An 18920-nucleotide genomic window follows, 5' to 3' on the forward strand; every position below is an offset into this window, starting at 1 on the left:
TTCGAAAATTCTAAGTGGGAATCGGGCAGTCAGTAATGGCTCAGTTCGTTCCGGATTATAGAATGTAGGTCGCAAAATCATTGCGTGTCGAAAAAACCTCCACTCAATAAATAAACTGGACCCTATAAAATAACACGGATAAAAAAACAACCTATTGATGCTAGTATAGTTTAATTCTTTAGTGAGGTTTTTATTTCTTGATTACCTCTATAATTATCCTTAAATAAAAAAGTATTTCTTAATCGCTTCAAATACAGTCTAATTGAGCCGATACATTTAATAACAAGACATTTAATTAAGATAAGAGGTTGGGCATCAATAATATGAATAATCACTATGCATTAGTTCAGAAATTCATACATGTATAGCAACTAGTAAGTGTATTAACAATGCTGCGGATAATTGAACAGGGTTAGCCAATTCTAAAAAGATGTAAGCATAAATTCGCGGGTTGAACATAGTAACGAAATGTATACCTTTTTCTTCAAATAAAAGTGCTCTCACAAAAAGTAAGAACACTATCATCTCTACCCATGAAACGGACACCCCTTCCCGCGCTTACCGCCCCTATCCTGATAAAAGAAATTCGGTTTTTTCCATTCATTGTTGTAAGGCTGATGCCAGACATGTGTGGTTGCCGGGGAAACAGGCGGGATAAGCCAAGTCCATTTTCCGGTTATGTCGCGTTCTGCTTTTGCTTCCTGCTTTTCAAAAATGCGGAATTGGGATGCGGCGGTGTGATGATCGACGATGGATACGCCTTGTTTTTTAAAAGAATGCAGCACCATTTCGTTCAATTCAATCAGGGCACGATCCTGCCATAAATTACTGGCATGTTTTGTATTTAAGCCCATGATTTCTGCCATTTTTGGCAGCAGGTTATAGCGGTGTTCATCTGCAAAGTTTCTGGCTCCAATCTCTGTTCCCATGTACCAGCCGTTAAAAGGGGCGGCGAGGTAATGCAATCCGCCGATTTCCAGGCGCATATCGGTAATAACCGGGACGGCATACCATTTTAAATGCAGATTGGCAACCGCTTCATAGGTCGGATGTTCCATTGGGATTTCCGGAATCAATGCTTCCGGGATTTCTCTCCAGACAGGCGGCTGATTGCCAATTTGAATCACAAGAGGCAGGATGTCAAAATGGGTTCTTTTGCCTTGCCAGCCCAGTCGTTCGCATATTTTTGTGAATGCCAGCGAATCGGAATCACCGATGATCCCTTCTTCTGTTTCATAGCCGGCATAGCGCAGCAATTGATGATTCCAGATGGTTACGGTTTCTTCTTTTGCTGAGGTGGCCGGGAAGATCGTGATATAGGGTTTAATTCTTCCTTGGTTAAAGGCTTTTTTCAAATGGCTGAACAGAAATTCGAATATTGCTTCTTCTGATGTTGCTGTTCTGGCATCCATAACTTCCAGCCGCTCCCAGAATAGTCTGCCGATGCAGCGGTTTGAATTTCGCCATGCCAGTTTGGCTCCGTAAGCTATTTCTTCGTATGTTTGTGTATACGTGCCGCTTGTATGTATTTCTGCTGTGACTTCCTCGATTCGTGCTTGTGCATTTTCTGCAGGGGCGCCGGTTTCTTCGTAATAGGTTGTTAAGAAAGCTGCCGCTTCCTGCTGCATTTCTTCTTTACTCAATGGGATACCTCCGATGTTTTTAGCGCATTATCTTCTCATTTAATTGTAACGGAGAGAGGGAATAAACGCCATTTTTGTCGGTGAATAAACAAAAAGGATGAAGGTCTTTATACGGTTGCTAAGGTTTTATCATCATGATGTTCTATTTGCATGGAAACTCATGCATTATTTCTTGGATTTTAGCAGTTTTTGTCAAATGGTTAAAAAATAAAGGCCGTGGAAAATGTTTTATTACGTCAAAATATATATCTTTTCCGCGTCTTTACATGATATATTTATACTAGATTGCACAGTCGGTGTGAGGAGGAACCAAAGTTGGCTCAGGTTATATTTACGATTAAGGATAAGAAAATATATTTCACAGAAGGCATGTCACAGGTTGTTTTAGATGAGTCGAAAGGTATCATTTCTGGCGGAGATTATAAAGAAGTGCTTTCTACCTACATCGGACCTTATGGTGCAGAAGCATTTTCACAGCTTGTTAATGGGGAAGAGGAACAAGTTCATTTTCATACAACTTTTGACAAAAAGCATGGGGAATTCCTGTTGTTACATGTTTCCGGTTATTCTATGATTTCTGGAAATAGTACGGAAATATTCGGTATTATTTCCGATGAGCGAGAAGCAAATAATCAATTAATGACCGCTTTAAAAGAGCTGTCCGATATTAAATATGCCCTGGACCAATCTGTGATTGTAGCAATAACGGATCCGCAGGGAAAAATCATTCATGCCAATGCACATTTTTGCGAAATATCCGGTTACTCTCCCGATGAATTAATTGGAAATACTCACCAGCTCATTAATTCGGGCTATCATTCGAGAGCTTTCTTTAAAGAGATGTGGCGGACGATTGGTTTTGGCGGTGTATGGCACGGTGAAATCAGAAATCGTGCCAAAGATGGTTCATGTTATTGGGTGGATACCACGATTGTGCCCGTAAAAGATGCCAAAGGAAAGCCGATACAGTATATTGCGATGCGCTATGATATAACGGACAAGAAAAAAAATCAGGAAAGGGTTCGCCTAATGGCTTACTATGACCATTTAACAGGATTGCCGAACCGCCGGAAATTTGATGAACAGTTAACCCAAAAAGTGGCCATTGCGAAAAAGAATGATACGAAATTCGGGATTATGTTTGTTGACTTAGACGGTTTCAAGTACGTTATTGACACGCTGGGAAATATTGCTGGTGATGAATTACTGATAGCGGTTGCCCGCCGTTTGGAAAAGATAATTGGCGAGGGGGGCGTTGTTTCCAGATTGAGCGGCGATGTATTTGCTGTTTTGATTGATTCGATAGCTGCTCCAAAAGAGATGCAGTACTTTGCTGAAGCGATTATTACAAGTTTTAAAGAGCCTTTTGCAATCGATGAATACCAGTTAAATATGACTGCAAGTATAGGTATCGCAACTTTCCCCGAGGCTGGTTCAGACACATCCACGATGATGAAGCATGCAGACTTGGCCATGTATCGTGTGAAAAATACGTCTAAAAATGATTTTGGATTTTTTGATAGGGAAATGAAAATATCTAATCAACGGGCTTTTCAAATTAAAAATGATTTAAGAATGGGTTTGGAAAATAATCAGTTTTATATGGTGTATCAGCCAAAAGTTTCTCCGGAAGAGGGCATCGTTACCAGTTGTGAAGCATTGATACGCTGGAAACATCCTGATTTTCAAGAGATTTCTCCTGGCGAATTTATACCACTGGCAGAAGAATTGGGAATGATTAACGATATTGGTGATTGGGTGATAGAAAATGTTTGTAAGCAGCTGCAGCAATGGGAAGCACTTGGATATGACCTGCTTCCGGTGTCAATTAATTTATCCCCGAGTCAATTTCTGCAAGTGAATTTTGCCGAAAAATTCTGGTCCTACCTTCAAACTTATCATGTGAATCCGTCCTGGATCCAAATTGAAATTACAGAAAGTCTCTTTATTGATAATATGGCTTATGTCCAGCAAATTTTAAAAACAATGAAAAGCCAGGGAGTGAAAGTAGCGCTGGATGATTTTGGAACGGGTTATTCTTCTTTGGCCTACTTACAAAAGCTGGATTTAGATATTTTGAAGATTGATAAGTCTTTAATTCGCGGTATTTCCAATGCTTCCACAAAAAAAGAAATTGCAACAACGATTGTTCAGCTGGGGAAAAGTCTTGGTATGAAAGTGGTTGCGGAAGGTGTGGAGAACAAAGAGGAAATGGAGATTTTATGCCGCTATGATATTGATGAAATTCAAGGTTATTATTATAGCAAACCGCTTCCTGTTGCGGCAATGTCTGAAGTATTAAAGACGAAGATGCTGGTTACATAACAGTTTTCCTTCTGGTTCATGAGAGCATGTATCTGGCAAGCTATAAGCATTGACATAAAAAGAAAGTCATCCCAAGAATCTCTAGGATTCTTTTGGGGATGACGCGACTGTTGAGAATACGTGGTTTTTTCCTGCGTGCTTTGCTTTATATAACGCTTCGTCCGCCTGTTGGATGATTTGCTGGTAATTGCTGCATGTATCCGGATAAGTTGCAACACCAATGGAAACCGTCACATAGATGTGCCGGCTTTTAGAAATTAGAAATGAATGCATTGCGACATCTCCTCTGATTCTCCTGGCAACCTCTAATCCATTAGTAATATCGCAGTTTGGCAGAACAACCAGAAATTCATCTCCACCATGTCGGAAGGCTTTATCTAAGGACCGTATATTTTGGGATAAAATGGTGCTAAACTGTGTTAAGAGCTGGTCACCGGCCGGATGTCCGTATGTATCATTTATCTCTTTGAAGTGGTCAATATCCAAGGATAATATCGTCAGTTTCTCATTGTTTGTAACCGCTTTGTTAATAGATTCTTTCCAAACAGTTGCGAATGAACGCATATTTTGCAAGCCTGTTAAGAAGTCTGTTGATACTTCTTCTTTATACCTCAATAGAAGCAGCTCTGTTTTTTTCATGTAGTTTGTAAAAAAGAGTGCAGTCAACCCGCCGGCAAAAGAGATAATACAATACATGGGTAAAAAAGTAATCAGATAAGACGAATGGTTACTAAAATGGAATAGCATAAAAATAGCAAATACTACATTGGAATACAGAATCATGACAATGACTTTTCGATAAGTTACTTTCCTATAGTCGGCCTGATATAATTGATGAATGAATTGAAAACCGACAATCAGAGCAATAATGATAAACATTGCTGATATAGAAAAGCTTGAAACGCCCCCAATCATAAATCTCCCTATTATAACGACGATACCTGCAATAACAGCTGGAAATAACCCGTTAAACAGAAGAACCAGCATAATTGGCACGAATCGCAAGTCGACAAGTATATTTTCTGTCACCTCAATGGCGAATGCGATTAATATAACGCTGGCCACTCCGCAAATAACACCATCAATTACCCCTTTTTGCCAAAATGGCCTGGCAGCTATCTTTAACTTGGAACGCAGAGGTATGTATAAAATCGTTAAAGTGATGATGACACAAAGATTAATAAAAAAATCGTCAAAAAAATAAAATAGCATATTTCCGTTTATCAAACGGTTTCCTCTCCTTTATTCCACAATCATGTTTTCTCTGGAGGTGTAACATTTCTAATGTGTATGTATGATATAAATGATAGAATCGATCTCTTTTCAGAGACGGGTATGAATAGTTGTTTCAGGTTCATGCATCTGTTTTCTGATCATATGCAAACGAGTGAATAGGTAATTATATCTTTTTAGATGATTCTTTAGGAATAGTTCTATATTCTATTAATAAGATTTTATCATGAATCTTTATACTTACCAAGCTAGGAGCTATATTAATAGGTCAAGCAATGATAAATATTCATAAATTGAAAAATATATTCCGCAGGTATGCGTATTTCCTTTCTGCTTGTTTGTTTGAATAAGAATTTTTTCTTTGCGCGGATTGTTTTGCCATAAATATGCGTTATTCCTCTGGTAGCTATGTTAAAATAAAGACAACAAATAAATCTCTTGAAGCGGGGTGAATGGTAAGTGGACGTTGGAAAAATGTCAATGATAATGAGTCAGGCTAATTTGCAGACACAGATGTCTTTCAGTTTAATGGGGAAAGCCATGGACCATGCGGAAACACAAAGTACGGAAATGATTAAAATGCTGGATCAGCCGCAGCATCCGGACTTAGGGCATTCCATTGATGTGAAGGCTTAACCTTTTTTGGTTTGTGTGGTACTGTAAGAAAAAAGCAGTCTCCCCGCTTTCTTGTAACGATGAAGCGGGGGTTTTTAAATACTTTACTTATTTACATTGAATGAAAAATAGATAATAGATAAACAGGATTCTTCACCATCGTAAAGGGGCGTGACTATTATTTCCCATTCAAAAAATCGAGCCCAGATTCTTCAAGAAGAATTAATTGAATTATTAAAAAGAGATTTAATCAGTATGGAAGATTATAAGCGTATATTAACTGCTCATCAGGAATACGCACGACAGGTTAAGGAAGGTCAAACAACAGAAGTTGGAAAGCAAGAGCAGCCTGAAATGAAGCAAGAAGAAGGTGCTTTCAAAGAAATGTATCAGACTGCAGAAGTGAAGCAGGAAGCAGCAAAACAGAAGAAAGAGAAGCCGGTACGGGAACCAAAGACGGCGGAGCAAGTTCGGGAAAGAAATATTACTTGGCTGCTTATTTTAGGTGTTTCTTTTCTGTTGATCAGCGGTCTTGTGGTGGCAACCAGTTCCTGGGATCAGATGGGTGCGTTATTGAAGGTTGCAACATTGCTTGGCGTTGCGGTTTTCTTTTTAGCGTTGAGCGGTTTATCTTCCCGTTTTCTTAAAATCGAAAAGACGGCATTTGCGTTTTTGACACTGGGCAGTTTATTGTTGCCGATTGCGATTATCGGTATCGGATTTTTCGGTTTGTTTGGCGATTATCTAACGTTAACCGGAGAGGGGCGTTATTGGCTGGGAATACTATGTACCCTGGTTCCGCTCCCGTTATATGCCTGGAATGCTTATAAGACAAAAGCAAAATTATTTGTATGGATTTTTTATTTTTTCTTATCTTTTTTTATCGGCTTTTTCCTGGCAGCATTGCAAATACCGATAGATATGTTCTTTTTCCTGATGATGCTGTATAACGGTGTTTTGTTAGTGGTGTATCATCGTTTTCAGAAGAAGGAGCAGAAGGTGCTTCGTGTCTTTTTACCTGAATTGCCTGCTTATGCACAGTTGAATCTGATTGTTTCCACATTATTGATGCTGTTTGTTTATAATCAGGCGGTTTTTTACAGTTTTAATGTGCTTTTAACGGCTTTTCTATATATGGCCATGGTGTTTGTTTATCAGACAAAAGGGTATCAGTTCGTGTTTGTCGCTCTATTTGCTTATGGCATTTATCAGCTGACAGAGAATTCCGTGTTGTATACAGCAGATTCCTTTATTTATGCATTAATGGGTGCGGCCTATTTAGGATTTGCTTATGTCATGCGGAAAGATTATTTTGCACGTAACGTTTTCTACTACACGAGCGGGATTATTTCAGGCTTTGCTTTTTTATATATCAGCTTTCAAGGTCTGGTTATCCGGGCAGATGGAGATTCCTGGTATATGCTGCTTGCGTACATCGTTATTGCAGGAACATATGTCTATTTAGCAGAGGTGACGAAGCGGGGCGTGTTCCGTTGGATAGCTCCTGCGTTCTTTATTGCTGTCGGTATCCAGTTTTGGTCGTTAATCATCCAACCGTTTTTCCCGGAAAGTATCCTTAACTTTATGTTTTTCTATATGGTTGTATTATTTCTGACAATTGGCTTTCAACATCGTATCCCGTATCTGCAATCGGTGCAGAAAAGTATGTATGTCTGGTCGATGCCGGTGATTGGAATAACGATTTTGCTGAAGCTCTTATTGCTTGAGTTTATCGGTATTGCTATCATGTTTGCTATTCTTGGTGCGGTTGCATTATACATGACTGTTATATCGAAAAAGCAGTTGGAGAAGCGTGTGGCTGCCTGGGCAGTACCAATAAATTGGCTGTTGGCCATGTATATTCTTTACTTTGAATTTGCGGGAAGGTCCTATGTTTACCGGAATCAGCTGGATATCCCGTTTCAGCTGGCTGCAGCAGGGCTGATTCTGCTCGGTGTCAGCCTTATCTGGAAGCAGAGAAAGCAGACAGAACTGACACGTACAACTTTTTATACAGGACAGGGAAGCTATCTGTTAGCCATGCTGTTATTGTTTGCAGATTTTACGGGGGATGAAATGTTTATAAGGCCAATGCTGTTATTTATCGGAATCGGGGTAACGTACTGGCTCGTCCGTTTTACGGGGCAGCCAATCCTTTGGAACCTTGTTACGACAGTAAGTTTTGGTTTTTATGTATCATTGCTGAGCCCGTTTTCAATCGATACAGTTGCAAGTTTTATCTGGTTTATGCTGGGCCTGCCTATTCTATTTTTGGTGGTGGAACGTTTTTTAGGAAAATGGGAGGCACGCTTAAAGCCTTATTTCTTTTGTTTTGCACAGGGAGTACTTTTAATTCTGGTTCTTCTCATAGCAGGAGATAGTGTAGCCCAGCCGCTCCTTCACCCGGCAGTCTGGCTTGTTCCGCTTCTTATTTATGCTTATACAGCATGGATAAAGGAAAAGGAGTGGCAGATAAAAGCAGCTCTATACGCCGGGCTTATGATGCTGGTGGGAGCGGTGGTTTCTTTCATATCGCATTATGAACTACTGGCAGATCTCTCCTTTGTCTATGCGTGGCTAATTGCCGGACTCGTGATGGTGGCTATTTGGTCAGTGGCGCCAGCAGTATGGAAACACCGTATCGACTGGTTTTTGATTCCATATTTAAACCTGGTTCTGGCGATGGGCTTGTTTCTGGCGGTTGTACAGGAATTTTGGCAGCTCATCAGCTTTGTTGGACTTATTATCTTGATTTTATATTTTCTGCATAAGCGGAAAGGTACGTTATTTCTTGTTGTTCCTTTATTCTTCTCCGTCTATTTATGGCAAATGCAAGGAGTATTTGAGGGCGCAGTTGATTTATGGCTGATGTATAACGTTGGATTTGGCGTTTTAGCAGCTGCCGGAAGCTATTTATTTACAAAATTGTATGTGGCACATGAGGGAAGACTACAAGCGATTGATTGGTATTCTCTAATGGCAATTGCCTATCTGATTTCTGCATTGCAGTGGGCAGGAGAGCTGGATAATATTTGGCTGACTGTAATGCCGCTTATCTTGTTCGCTTCCTGGTTTTTCTTGCAGATGAATCGTATTGACCACAGTATGCTGCGGAACGTATGTATTACGATTGGCGGCGTGGCCTGGTTAGCACCTTATTACCTGGTGCTTGGTCATTATAGCGATGCGGTTCCAGAAGTCATTTATGGAGAACTGCAAGCCTTGCCGATCCTTGCTTTGGCGATTTTGCTGTCTAAGAAAACATGGCATGATTATGGAGCGCTTATGCGGCATATTCAGACTGTGCTGCTGATTGTGGTTACGGTATATTTAATTGCCGATGCTATACAAAGCGGGACGATTCTGGATGCATTGATTATCGGGGTTCTATCCATTGTGTCCTTACTTGCAGGGATGCATTATCAATTAAAATCGTACTTCTTCGTCGGAATTGGTACATTGTTATTTAATGTGATTTATCAGACACGGCCATATTGGGGCAATCTTCCATGGTGGGCGTATCTGCTTATTGCCGGTATATTGTTTATCGGTATAGCCAGTTACAATGAATGGAAAAAGCAGCGTGAAGGAGAAGGGAAGCTTGAGAAGATGCTGAAACAAATGATTGCCCGATTTAAAGAATGGAATTGAATCTGGAGAAGGCTTCTATAAATATCCGAATCCGTCCTATGAAGACCCTGATTTTTTGAAATAAATAATGGATGATTAGAAAAAGCTGCCCGCACTAGGGACAGCTTTTTCTAATGGTTGTTATATTGCTGATATGCTTGCTCCAGCTGCTGATAATGATCTGCTGTTTTATCACTTTGCTCCGTATTCATTATGACAAAACTGTCCTGTGTATGTATCACAATAAATGGAGCCTCATTCGAACGCAGAAACAGCTTTCCAGTTCCCCATTCTTCTATACGATAATTCCCGATGCGTTTTCCGAACAGGGAAATGCCGTTTGTGCGTACCATCATTTCAGGAAGCTCATCTTGGAGTGAGATATGTTCTATATCAGAAAACGGCCATGTTTCTCCATACAAACCGGTTATCTCAAAGGAGTTTTCGTTTATTTCCAATGTATTTGGTACAAAAGGAATAGCAAATATAGCAATGGTTAACATCAGGGAGAGCAATAGTATTGTTTTATTTATCTTCCGAGATTTCTTTTTCACTTTTTTCGACATCCAAAAAGATTCTACAAATAAAACGATAAGCATGACAACGTATGAACCTTCCATTGCATAAGGAACATGCAAAAGTTGGAGTAGAACTCCGATGGTTAAAATAATGGCAATATGCAACATCATCTTACCAACAGCATGCGGATATCCTGCTTTGATCATCTTCCGCTGTTCTTCAGGTGTACTTGAATGAAACCCGCTGATAATATAATAGTTTTTTCGTATTAAAATAAGGTAACTGAACAAGAAAAATAGGAGAATTAAAAAGGTTTGAATAACGTAGATATATTCCATTCGTTTGCTCCCTCCATATTCTGTCTGTACTATAAATACGGGCGGGGTGTGAGAAAGTTTCAATGTAAATGGAAAAATACATTTTTTGGGTAAACAGAACTGGTTTATTGCAAACACTTGCTTTCTCTGCTGGTTAGGATTAAATTATACTTATTCTATGGATAGCAATGATATACGGATAAAGGTCTGGTGGTTCAATGAATTATCTATTTGTGATGGTCGGGGCTTTTTTTGGAGCAATGGCCCGCTATGAAATCAGCCGATGGTTTGGTGATCTGACATTTCCGATGGCGACGATGACGGTTAATATAATCGGTTGTTTTTTATTAAGTTTTTTACTAACACTTGTTTCGCATTCAAGGCATGACCGTCAAGTGTGGGCATGGACGTTTGGCACAGGATTTCTTGGTGCATTTACAACGTTTTCTACCTTTGCTTTAGACGTTATGCTATTAACATTGCCAATGGCTCTGCTTTATATTGGAACAAGCTTGATTGTGGGCATTATTTTTGCAGGGGCTGGTGTTTGGACTGCACATTTCATCTATTCGCAAGTCAGGAAAGTATAACAAACAGAAGGAGGCGTCATTGCTATGTTTTTGGTAGGTGCAGGCGGTGCTGTTGGTGCATTATTACGTTATATCATCAGTGAATATATGAAACCGTTCAAGGCAGAAAAAGGTATTATTTTTCCTGTTGCAACATGGATGATTAATGTATCCGGCTCTCTTCTGTTGGGAATGCTATATGGGTTTGATTTACCTTTAGAACTTTGGCTGCTGTTAGGGGTCGGTTTTTGCGGTGGTTACACCACGTTCTCCACTTTTGGGAAGGAAGTGATTGATTTGCTGCTGGATAAGCAGTGGGTGCAGGCTTTTTGGTATGTTGCGACATCTGTTTTGTTAAGTATTGCAGCAGCTTGGGCGGGAATACATATTGTTTTCGTTTTTTCTTAGAATGCATTTACTTCCAAAGCCAACAAGGTTCTTCATGGCAGGACGGAAAATGATGATGGTATACAGACAAGTAAAAAATCCCTATAAAAAAAGCAGTTACCTCCACTTACGGAGATAACTGCTTTTTTCATGAAAGGTTAAATACCATTGCTTTCAACAACAGCATCTTTTTTATTAAAGGTGTCTTCATCCAAGTTACCCAGCACTTTAGAAGTGACGGTACCGGAAACCATGCTGCCGTTGACATTGACAGCGGTACGGCCCATATCAATCAGAGGTTCGACAGTAATCAGCAAGCCGGCTAAAGCAATCGGCAGTCCCATAGAGGACAGCACAATAATTGCTGCGAATGTTGCACCGCCGCCAACTCCGGCAACCCCGAATGAACTGATAGCTGTAATCAGTACAAGCTGTATAATAAAGTCAAGCGACGTTGGATCAATACCGACAGTTGGTGCAATCATGACACCAAGCATCGCTGGATAAATACCAGCACAAGCATTTTGCCCCATGGTTGCCCCAAAGGAGGCGGACATGTTCGCAGCTCCGTCATCGACACCAAGTGCATTTTTCTGTGCAGTGACGTTTAAAGGAATCGCACCAGCACTGGAACGTGATGTAAAGGCGAAACCAAGAACCGGAAATACTTTTTTCATAAAGGTAACTGGATTTAATTTGAATCCGCTGATAATCAGCATATGGATCAGCACCATTACAATCATGGCTGTATAGGATGCAATCACAAATTTACCGAGCTGTACTATTCCGGCAAAGTTTGTGGTCGCAACCATATTCGTCATCAATGCGAGTACCCCGAATGGTGTTAAGCGTAAAATAAGGGTAACAAGCCGCATCACAATGGCAAATACAGCATTAACCATTTTTGTGAAGCGTTCTGCCTGCTCTGGCTGTTTCCTGCTCACTCCGAGAGTGGCTATTCCGACCAGAACAGAGAAAATAACTACCGCAATAACGGATGTGGAGCGTTCCCCTGTCATATCTAGGAAGATATTATTCGGGATAAAGTTAATAATCCGCTGTGGTGTTGTTTCCTCTGTCATCGAGTCCAAGCTTTCTTCCATGGAAGCACCTTGTTCTGTTTCTTCCTGACCAGCTTCAATTTGTTCCGCATTCAAATCAAAGACGAGAGAAGTTACCACACCAAGTGTTGCCGCTACAAGGGTGGTGGAGATAAGTATACCAATCACCAAGCTGGCCAATTTCCCAAGCTGTTTCGTTTCATTCAGATTAATAATGGCACGAATAATGGAAACCATCACGAGCGGAACCACAATCAGCATTAAGAAGCGGATATATCCGCTGCCGACAATATCATACCAGTCCAGTGTTCCTGTAAGAATATCTGAACCTTCTCCATAGCTAACGTGGAAAATAGCTCCTAATACAATACCGAGTCCCATCCCGGTAAAAACGCGTTTCGCAAAGGAAACATGTTTTTTCTGCATATAAATCAATAAACCGATTAATGCAAGTAAGATGGCAACATTTAATACAATAAACCAATTATCCATTGGGCAATATCCTCCTTCAATAAATATTTCTAAAAGTGCATGTTCAAAAAGGCACGTTCACTAAACCGTTGACGGCTTATGATTTCAGGAACTTTTGAACATCGTCTAATAAATCCAACAAAAATAGTACGGATTAAACTATACAATGATTCTTTTTTGATTTCAAGAAAGCTGCTTTGAACATTCTCATGAAAAACTTCTACCTGATGCATATCCGGAAAATGCAGTATATCGATGTATGCATTCTATTTCCTTCCTCTTATTATGTGCTATCTTTGCAAGAACATGATGAATTTGGCATCAAAAAAAGCGAAGAGGTTCTGACAGGCCTCCTGTCTAAAAAAGGCCTGTCATTGTAAACCTCTTCGCTTCTGTGAAAAACATATTACTTATTGTGTAAATGATTTTTTCTGAACGGTATATTTCGCTAATTTCTCCCGGTTAACTTCATAGCCGATTCCCGGAGATGCAGGGACCTGCACGATTCCGTCTTTCACGTGTACTTCCGGATCGATAATATCTTCTTCCCAATAGCGAGAAGAAGCGGCGGTGTCTCCAGGTAAGGTAAATGCAGAAAGCGAGGTAATCGCGATATTATGGGCACGGCCTACACCTGATTCAAGCATGCCACCGCACCACATCGGAATATTCGCTTCTTTACATAGTTCATGGATTCGTTTCATGGTTGTAATTCCGCCGACACGGCCGACCTTCATGTTAATAATTTTGCCGCTGCCGATTTGAATCGCTTGTCTGGCATCTTCATAGGAATGAATGCTCTCGTCCAGACAAATCGGTGTTTTAATGTGTTTTTGCAGCTCTGCGTGATCAATTAAGTCACCAGCTGTTAAAGGCTGTTCAATCATCATGAGATGATATGGGTCCAGTTTTTTTAGCGTCTCCATATCATCCAGTGTATAAGCGGAGTTCGCATCAACCATCAATGGAATATCAGGGAAATGTTCGCGGATTTCCTTAACAACCTCTACATCTTTTCCTGGCTTTATTTTAATTTTAATCCGTTTATATCTTTCTTCGGTTTTCTCTTTAATGTTGTGAAGCAGGTCCTCCATATCATCTTCAATTCCGAGACTGACACCAACCTCAATCTCCGTTCTGCATCCGCCGATTGCTTCTGCCAGGGAGATGCTTTGCTGTTTTGCATAAATATCCCAGGCAGCAGCATCGATGGCTGCTTTGGCTAAATTATTACGCTTAAATGGCGCAAATAAATCTGTCAGCTCGTCTGGATGTGCAATCTCCCGGCCGAGTGTAAGAGGGATTAAATATTCCTCCAGCATCACCCAGGCAGCTTTTGTAAATTCTTCAATATAAAGAGGAGACTCAGAAGTAACACATTCTCCCCAGCCAATCGTTCCATCCTCATCTTTTGCTTCTAAAATAATGAATTCACGATCTTGTTCTGTCCCAAAGCTTGTTGTAAATGGGTTTTTCATACGCATGTTTAAACGATGCATCGTTATCTCTGTAATTTTCATGAAAGAGAGCTCCTTTTACTGTGATTTGCCGCTTGCATCATGATATAAGTTGAAGATATCCGTTTGATGCATGAATTTTTATTCATTATATGTCATTATAAAGCAGATGAATACACAATGGCAATATTGGTTGTCGAAAAGTCGGGATTACATCAGTTCTCCCCTGGAACGCTGGGAAGGGGTTAAAGAAAGACCAAAGACTATTTCCGACAGTCTTTGGTCTTTACCATGTCCTTTACTTTAGGCAAACACATCCATTGCCTGTTCAAATAACTGTAATTGGCTGTTCCTTGCTTCCTTGGATTCAACATAAGCGTATGTGCCATCTTTTGCTTGTTGTCTCGCTTTTTCGGTATCATGAAGCATGATATCGAGTATATCGTAAATGCGCTCTTTTATCCGCTGTTCATAGATGGGAAACATCAGCTCTACCCGTTTATTCATATTCCGCGTCATTAAATCGGCTGATGACAAGAATGTATTCATCGCACCATTATGATGGAACAGATAAATACGGCTGTGTTCCAAAAAGCGTCCAACAATGCTGATGACCCGAATATTTTCGCTTATATCTGGTATACCAGGGCGCAGACAACAGATACCGCGGACAATCAAATCGATTTGCACGCCGGCCTTGGAAGCTTCATAAAACTTTTTAATCAGCGGTTTATCTGTTAAGGAGTTCATTTTGGCAATAATCCGTCCATTTTTATATTGTTTATGAAACTGGATTTCCTGATCAATAAACTTGATTAAATCTTTTTGGATATCGAAAGGAGCCATCGACAAGTGATAGAAATCAGGTTTTTCCGTATAACCGCTCAAATAATTAAAGAAATTCGTTGCATCAATGCCATATTTTCTTTTCGTTGTTAAATAGGACATATCAGTATAAAATTTAGCGGTCTGGTCATTATAATTTCCGGTTCCAAGGTGCACGACACGTTCCACCCGGTTATCATGCTTCCGGACGATCAATGTAATTTTACTATGCGTTTTTAACGAAATCATGCCGTAGATAACATGGCAACCGGCAATTTCCAATTGTTTAGCCCACTCTACATTATTTGCTTCGTCAAAACGTGCTTTCAATTCTACCAATACAGTGACTTGTTTCCCATTTTCAGCGGCCCGTTTTAAGCTGGCAATAATCGGCGAGTCTCCACTAACGCGATAAAGTGTCTGCTTAATAGCCAATACGTCTGGATCATCGGCAGCTTCCCGCATTAAATCAACAATTGGTTCAAAAGATTCGTATGGATGATGGAGAAAGAGGTCTCTTTTTCGGACTGCTTCCAAGACAGATTCATCTTCATGAATGTCTTGTGCCGGCTGTGGAATAAATGTTTCATAAATAAGTTGTTCATAATCATGCTTGATTTGATCATAGAAATCATTTAAGCAGGTTAAATCCAGCGGTCCGTCCACAATATATAAGTCTTTCTCATGAATTTCCAGGTCATGAAGTAAAAAGGAAATGATGGTCGGATTCTGATCTGCAGCACGCATCTCTAAACGGACAGCTGCTCCGAATTTCCGTTTCTTCAGCTCTTTTTCAATTTCCTTTAGTAAATCATGCGCACTGTCCTCATGGATATTCATATCTGCATTTCTGGTAATACGGAAGGTGCTGGATGAAAGCACACGATATCCTTGAAAAAGCTTATGAATAAAAAAGCTGATAAGATCTTCTAACAGAACATAATGATGTTCTTGCTCAATCTGGATGAACCGGTTTAACAACGCAGGTACCTGAACAATGGCTGTTTTCTTATGATTCTGTTCTTGTTCATATTCATCTTCTAATTGAATAGCAAGGTTTAACGATTTATTTAACAGCATCGGAAATGCACGATAGGCATCGATGGCCATCGGCGTAAGAATCGGATAAATGTGTTCATCAAAGTATTGCTCTAAATGATATAAAGCATCTGCTGATAAATCATCCATCTCTAAGAGACGAATCTCCTGTTTCTCTAATTCTTTTTTTAATTGCTTGTATTGTTTATACTGCTGCTTTACCAGCTCGTGATTTAATGCTGCAATGGCAGCCAGCTGCTGCTTCGGCGTTAAATTTGACTTGTCATCCGGACGATTAAAATCAGCTTTTACTTGATCTTTTAATCCAGCAACACGCACCATAAAAAATTCATCCAAGTTTGAGGAGAATATAGATAAAAATCGTAGCCTTTCGAGCAATGGATTGCCACTGTCCATAGCTTCTTCCAATACACGTTTATTAAAAGAGAGCCAACTCAGCTCCCTGTTATTGTAGGAGGCGGATGAGCTGTTTTTCATTTGTTTTTCCATGGAACACCCTCCCTTTTAAGGTCCTATATATATCATAATCCTTTTCAATATAAAGTATGTTAAAGGGATGTAAAGTTTATGTGAACATTCTGTTTTGCAGGAGAAGCTAAGCTGTTTTTTAATTAATCTCACTTGCAAAAGCGGTATGCAATTTAGAAAACGCCTATGCCTATAGTAAGAAGATACATTTTACAAAGTACGGAATTCTAATTCAACATTTTTTCCGATTGCCTTTTCAAGATGCTTTTTCTGCTTTTCGGCCTGATATTCTTCCGGCATGGCATTTGCATTTGTGTAGATATAGATTAGGACATGGTTTTTCTTCCATTGAAATGACATTTCTTCCACAACCTGTCTTTTGGTGGCATCCAGACAATAAGTGAATTTCAACAAGGACCCCAAATCCAATAGCTTGTGACGCTCTTCTTTTAAGAACCATGATTTGTAGGGGTGGATAAATTGTTTAAAGATGGTTTTATTTTTATAAGAGGCAACAAGCGCCAGTTTTAGTCGTTCCTGATGTTCCAGTCCATCAATCGTACGGTTGGCAAGCAGATAAAAAGTATGTTGAGGACTGGATTCCGAATCGATATACTCCCCGAGATTAAATAAAAGACTGGACATATTAAGCAATTCCCGATCCTGCTTGTCTAAATGAATCAACCCGTTGTCCTTGCAAAAATCAAATAGCTGGTTGGTTAACTTTTGGATGTGTTTGATGTGTTTTTTGTTTAAATGATAATCATTAACGAGCTCCTGGATGCTTTCCTTGAGCACATCCGGGTAGAGGGAAGCATCTGTTTCCTGAGCGAGGTGTTCATATAAAACGCCATCGCGGAGACCTTTCCGGCTCAAAACAAGGCTTTCTGCTTCAACAGTCTGGTAAAGACAGTGGAAGACTTCGATTGCTGGAATGATAATATCTGCCCGGTCTTTCGTCAGTCCGTCCACTTTTGCTAATTTATTTGGTTTTAAAGAGGTTAAATAGTTGCTGACCTCCACCATATCTTTTTGGAACATTTGATATTCATGCAGACCGGCCAGGGGATAGGACTCCAGATTTTGGTGAATTTGTGCCATATTACGGGCGCTTCCGCCAATGGCTACTAATTTTACTTCTTTATTTTCAAGCCATGGAAGTGTTGCAAATTGTTTTTTTAGATAGGAACGCAGTTTTTTTAATTCCTGGGTTGTTGGAACAGGATCTTGGAAGAAGTCCTTTAAAGTAAGGGCGCCAAAAGGAAAGCTGTGTGATTCTTTCAATTCCCGGTTTTGGAAATAAGTCACTTCTGTACTACCACCGCCGATATCCACGGTAACGCCTTCCTTTATAGAGGTAGAATGAACAACGGCTAAATAGCCATAGTACGCCTCTTCCTCTTCACTGAAAATACGAATATTTAAACCGGTTTTTTGAACAATCTGCGTTTCTATTTCTTCTTTATTTTCAGCCTGTCGAATGGCAGCTGTAGCCGCACAAATCGTATCCTGTAAGGCATAGGTAGCGAGTACTTCCTGAAAGCTTTTCAGCGTATTGATTAAAAGATCTATCCCGTCCTGGTTTAACGTATTGTCTTCTTCTAAGAAAGTTCGCAGCCTGGTGGAGGCTTTTACGTTTTCAATCTCTTTCAGGCGGTTACTCTTGGTTTTTTCGTAAATGACTAAACGCATGGTGTTGGAGCCGATGTCAATGATGGCGTAGTGTTGCTTTGTCATCTGTATCACCTGCTTTCTCAAATTATTGCTTTCATTGTACCATACCTTAACGAAAATGATGTTGTGAGAGAATGCGTTTTCTCTATTTGTGTAATAAAGAAATGGTTCGTATTCATGGAAGAAGGACAGTCCAATGGAGGGGACCAAGCCCATACGTTTTTTGGGTAAATGCATATATTAAATGGGATATGAATAGGGGAGGAGCGAATGTAAAATGCATGAGATGCATCAATTTCCTGAAGAACAAATGAATCAGCATGGGGGGACGGATTCCCGGCTCTTTTTTGGAGGAGGGCCCGGCTTCTGGGGATCGGGATTTTATGGTCCAGGATTTTATGGACCTGGTTTCTTTGGTCCCGGGTATGGACCTCCATTTTACGGAAATCCAGTTTTCCAATATGGTGTTCCCTTTCTGGGCGGGGTAATCACTGGTATGGCTATTGATCAATTTCCTCGACATGCCCATCCATATGGGCATCCAGCATCCTATTGGCAAGGAAATCATTCTGTTTAAATCAAGCATAAATTAATCTCTTTTGTGTTGCGAGTCGTATGAGATATACTAAATGGCACATTCATGCGACTCAGTCAACCAAATGGCTGT

At 40.1% G+C, this 18920-nt stretch carries 13 protein-coding genes; 6 read left to right on the plus strand and 7 right to left on the minus strand.

The genetic code is table 11. From position 1 onward, the window contains the following. Positions 1 to 527: 527 nt before the first annotated feature. Complete coding sequence (locus B7E05_RS05050; protein WP_080873005.1) at positions 528 to 1643, minus strand: nitric oxide synthase oxygenase; 1116 nt, start codon at positions 1641 to 1643, stop codon at positions 528 to 530. A gap of 315 nt (positions 1644 to 1958) precedes the next feature. Here B7E05_RS05050 and B7E05_RS05055 point away from each other — a divergent pair, with 315 nt between their 5' ends. Further along, positions 1959 to 3968 (plus strand): putative bifunctional diguanylate cyclase/phosphodiesterase, encoded by a 2010-nt coding sequence (locus tag B7E05_RS05055; RefSeq protein ID WP_080873007.1) that lies wholly within the window; start codon positions 1959 to 1961, stop codon positions 3966 to 3968. A gap of 81 nt (positions 3969 to 4049) precedes the next feature. Here B7E05_RS05055 and B7E05_RS05060 read toward each other — a convergent pair whose 3' ends face one another. Further along, positions 4050 to 5195 carry a diguanylate cyclase gene (locus B7E05_RS05060; RefSeq protein ID WP_080873009.1) on the minus strand — a complete coding sequence of 382 codons (1146 nt, stop codon included), beginning with the start codon at positions 5193 to 5195 and terminating at the stop codon, positions 4050 to 4052. Between the two features lie 465 nt (positions 5196 to 5660). On the opposite strand from B7E05_RS05060, the gene B7E05_RS05065 reads away from it, so the two are divergent. Together B7E05_RS05065 and B7E05_RS05070 are read left to right on the plus strand one after the other, a co-directional pair. Next, entirely contained in the window at positions 5661 to 5837 is a 177-nt protein-coding gene (locus B7E05_RS05065; protein WP_080873011.1) for a YjfB family protein, read from the plus strand. Between the two features lie 150 nt (positions 5838 to 5987). Continuing rightward, the gene (locus B7E05_RS05070) at positions 5988 to 9467 is read left to right on the plus strand and encodes a hypothetical protein (protein WP_080873013.1); all 3480 of its coding nucleotides are present in this window, start codon (positions 5988 to 5990) and stop codon (positions 9465 to 9467) included. A 110-nt stretch (positions 9468 to 9577) separates the two neighbouring features. On the opposite strand, the gene B7E05_RS05075 is transcribed toward B7E05_RS05070, so the two are convergent. Then, on the minus strand, positions 9578 to 10303 hold the full coding sequence (locus tag B7E05_RS05075; RefSeq protein WP_080873016.1) for a DUF3784 domain-containing protein: 726 nt from the start codon (positions 10301 to 10303) through the stop codon (positions 9578 to 9580). Positions 10304 to 10500: 197 nt separating this feature from the next. Here B7E05_RS05075 and B7E05_RS05080 point away from each other — a divergent pair, with 197 nt between their 5' ends. Both B7E05_RS05080 and crcB read left to right on the plus strand, forming a co-directional pair. Beyond that, positions 10501 to 10872, plus strand: a complete 372-nt coding sequence (locus B7E05_RS05080; RefSeq protein ID WP_080873018.1) for a fluoride efflux transporter FluC — start codon at positions 10501 to 10503, stop codon at positions 10870 to 10872. 24 nt (positions 10873 to 10896) lie between these two features. After that, on the plus strand, positions 10897 to 11259 hold the full coding sequence (crcB, locus tag B7E05_RS05085; protein ID WP_080873020.1) for a fluoride efflux transporter CrcB: 363 nt from the start codon (positions 10897 to 10899) through the stop codon (positions 11257 to 11259). A gap of 137 nt (positions 11260 to 11396) precedes the next feature. On the opposite strand, the gene B7E05_RS05090 is transcribed toward crcB, so the two are convergent. The 4 genes from B7E05_RS05090 to B7E05_RS05105 all read right to left on the minus strand — a co-directional run bounded on the left by B7E05_RS05090 (position 11397) and on the right by B7E05_RS05105 (position 18316). Then, entirely contained in the window at positions 11397 to 12791 is a 1395-nt protein-coding gene (locus tag B7E05_RS05090) for an L-cystine transporter (protein ID WP_080873022.1), read from the minus strand. A gap of 389 nt (positions 12792 to 13180) precedes the next feature. Then, the gene (gene menC / locus B7E05_RS05095; RefSeq protein ID WP_080873024.1) at positions 13181 to 14290 is read right to left on the minus strand and encodes an o-succinylbenzoate synthase; all 1110 of its coding nucleotides are present in this window, start codon (positions 14288 to 14290) and stop codon (positions 13181 to 13183) included. Between the two features lie 240 nt (positions 14291 to 14530). Beyond that, positions 14531 to 16600 carry an RNA degradosome polyphosphate kinase gene (locus tag B7E05_RS05100; RefSeq protein WP_143833177.1) on the minus strand — a complete coding sequence of 690 codons (2070 nt, stop codon included), beginning with the start codon at positions 16598 to 16600 and terminating at the stop codon, positions 14531 to 14533. 189 nt (positions 16601 to 16789) lie between these two features. Next, positions 16790 to 18316: a Ppx/GppA family phosphatase gene (locus B7E05_RS05105; RefSeq protein ID WP_080873026.1), complete on the minus strand. Its 1527-nt coding sequence runs from the start codon at positions 18314 to 18316 to the stop codon at positions 16790 to 16792. 214 nt (positions 18317 to 18530) lie between these two features. Here B7E05_RS05105 and B7E05_RS05110 point away from each other — a divergent pair, with 214 nt between their 5' ends. Beyond that, positions 18531 to 18830, plus strand: coding sequence for a hypothetical protein (locus B7E05_RS05110; protein WP_080873030.1), 300 nt, complete (start codon positions 18531 to 18533; stop codon positions 18828 to 18830). The last annotated feature ends 90 nt before the right edge of the window (positions 18831 to 18920 follow it).

The organism is Oceanobacillus timonensis, assembly GCF_900166635.1.
Taxonomy (GTDB): domain Bacteria; phylum Bacillota; class Bacilli; order Bacillales; family Amphibacillaceae; genus Oceanobacillus; species Oceanobacillus timonensis.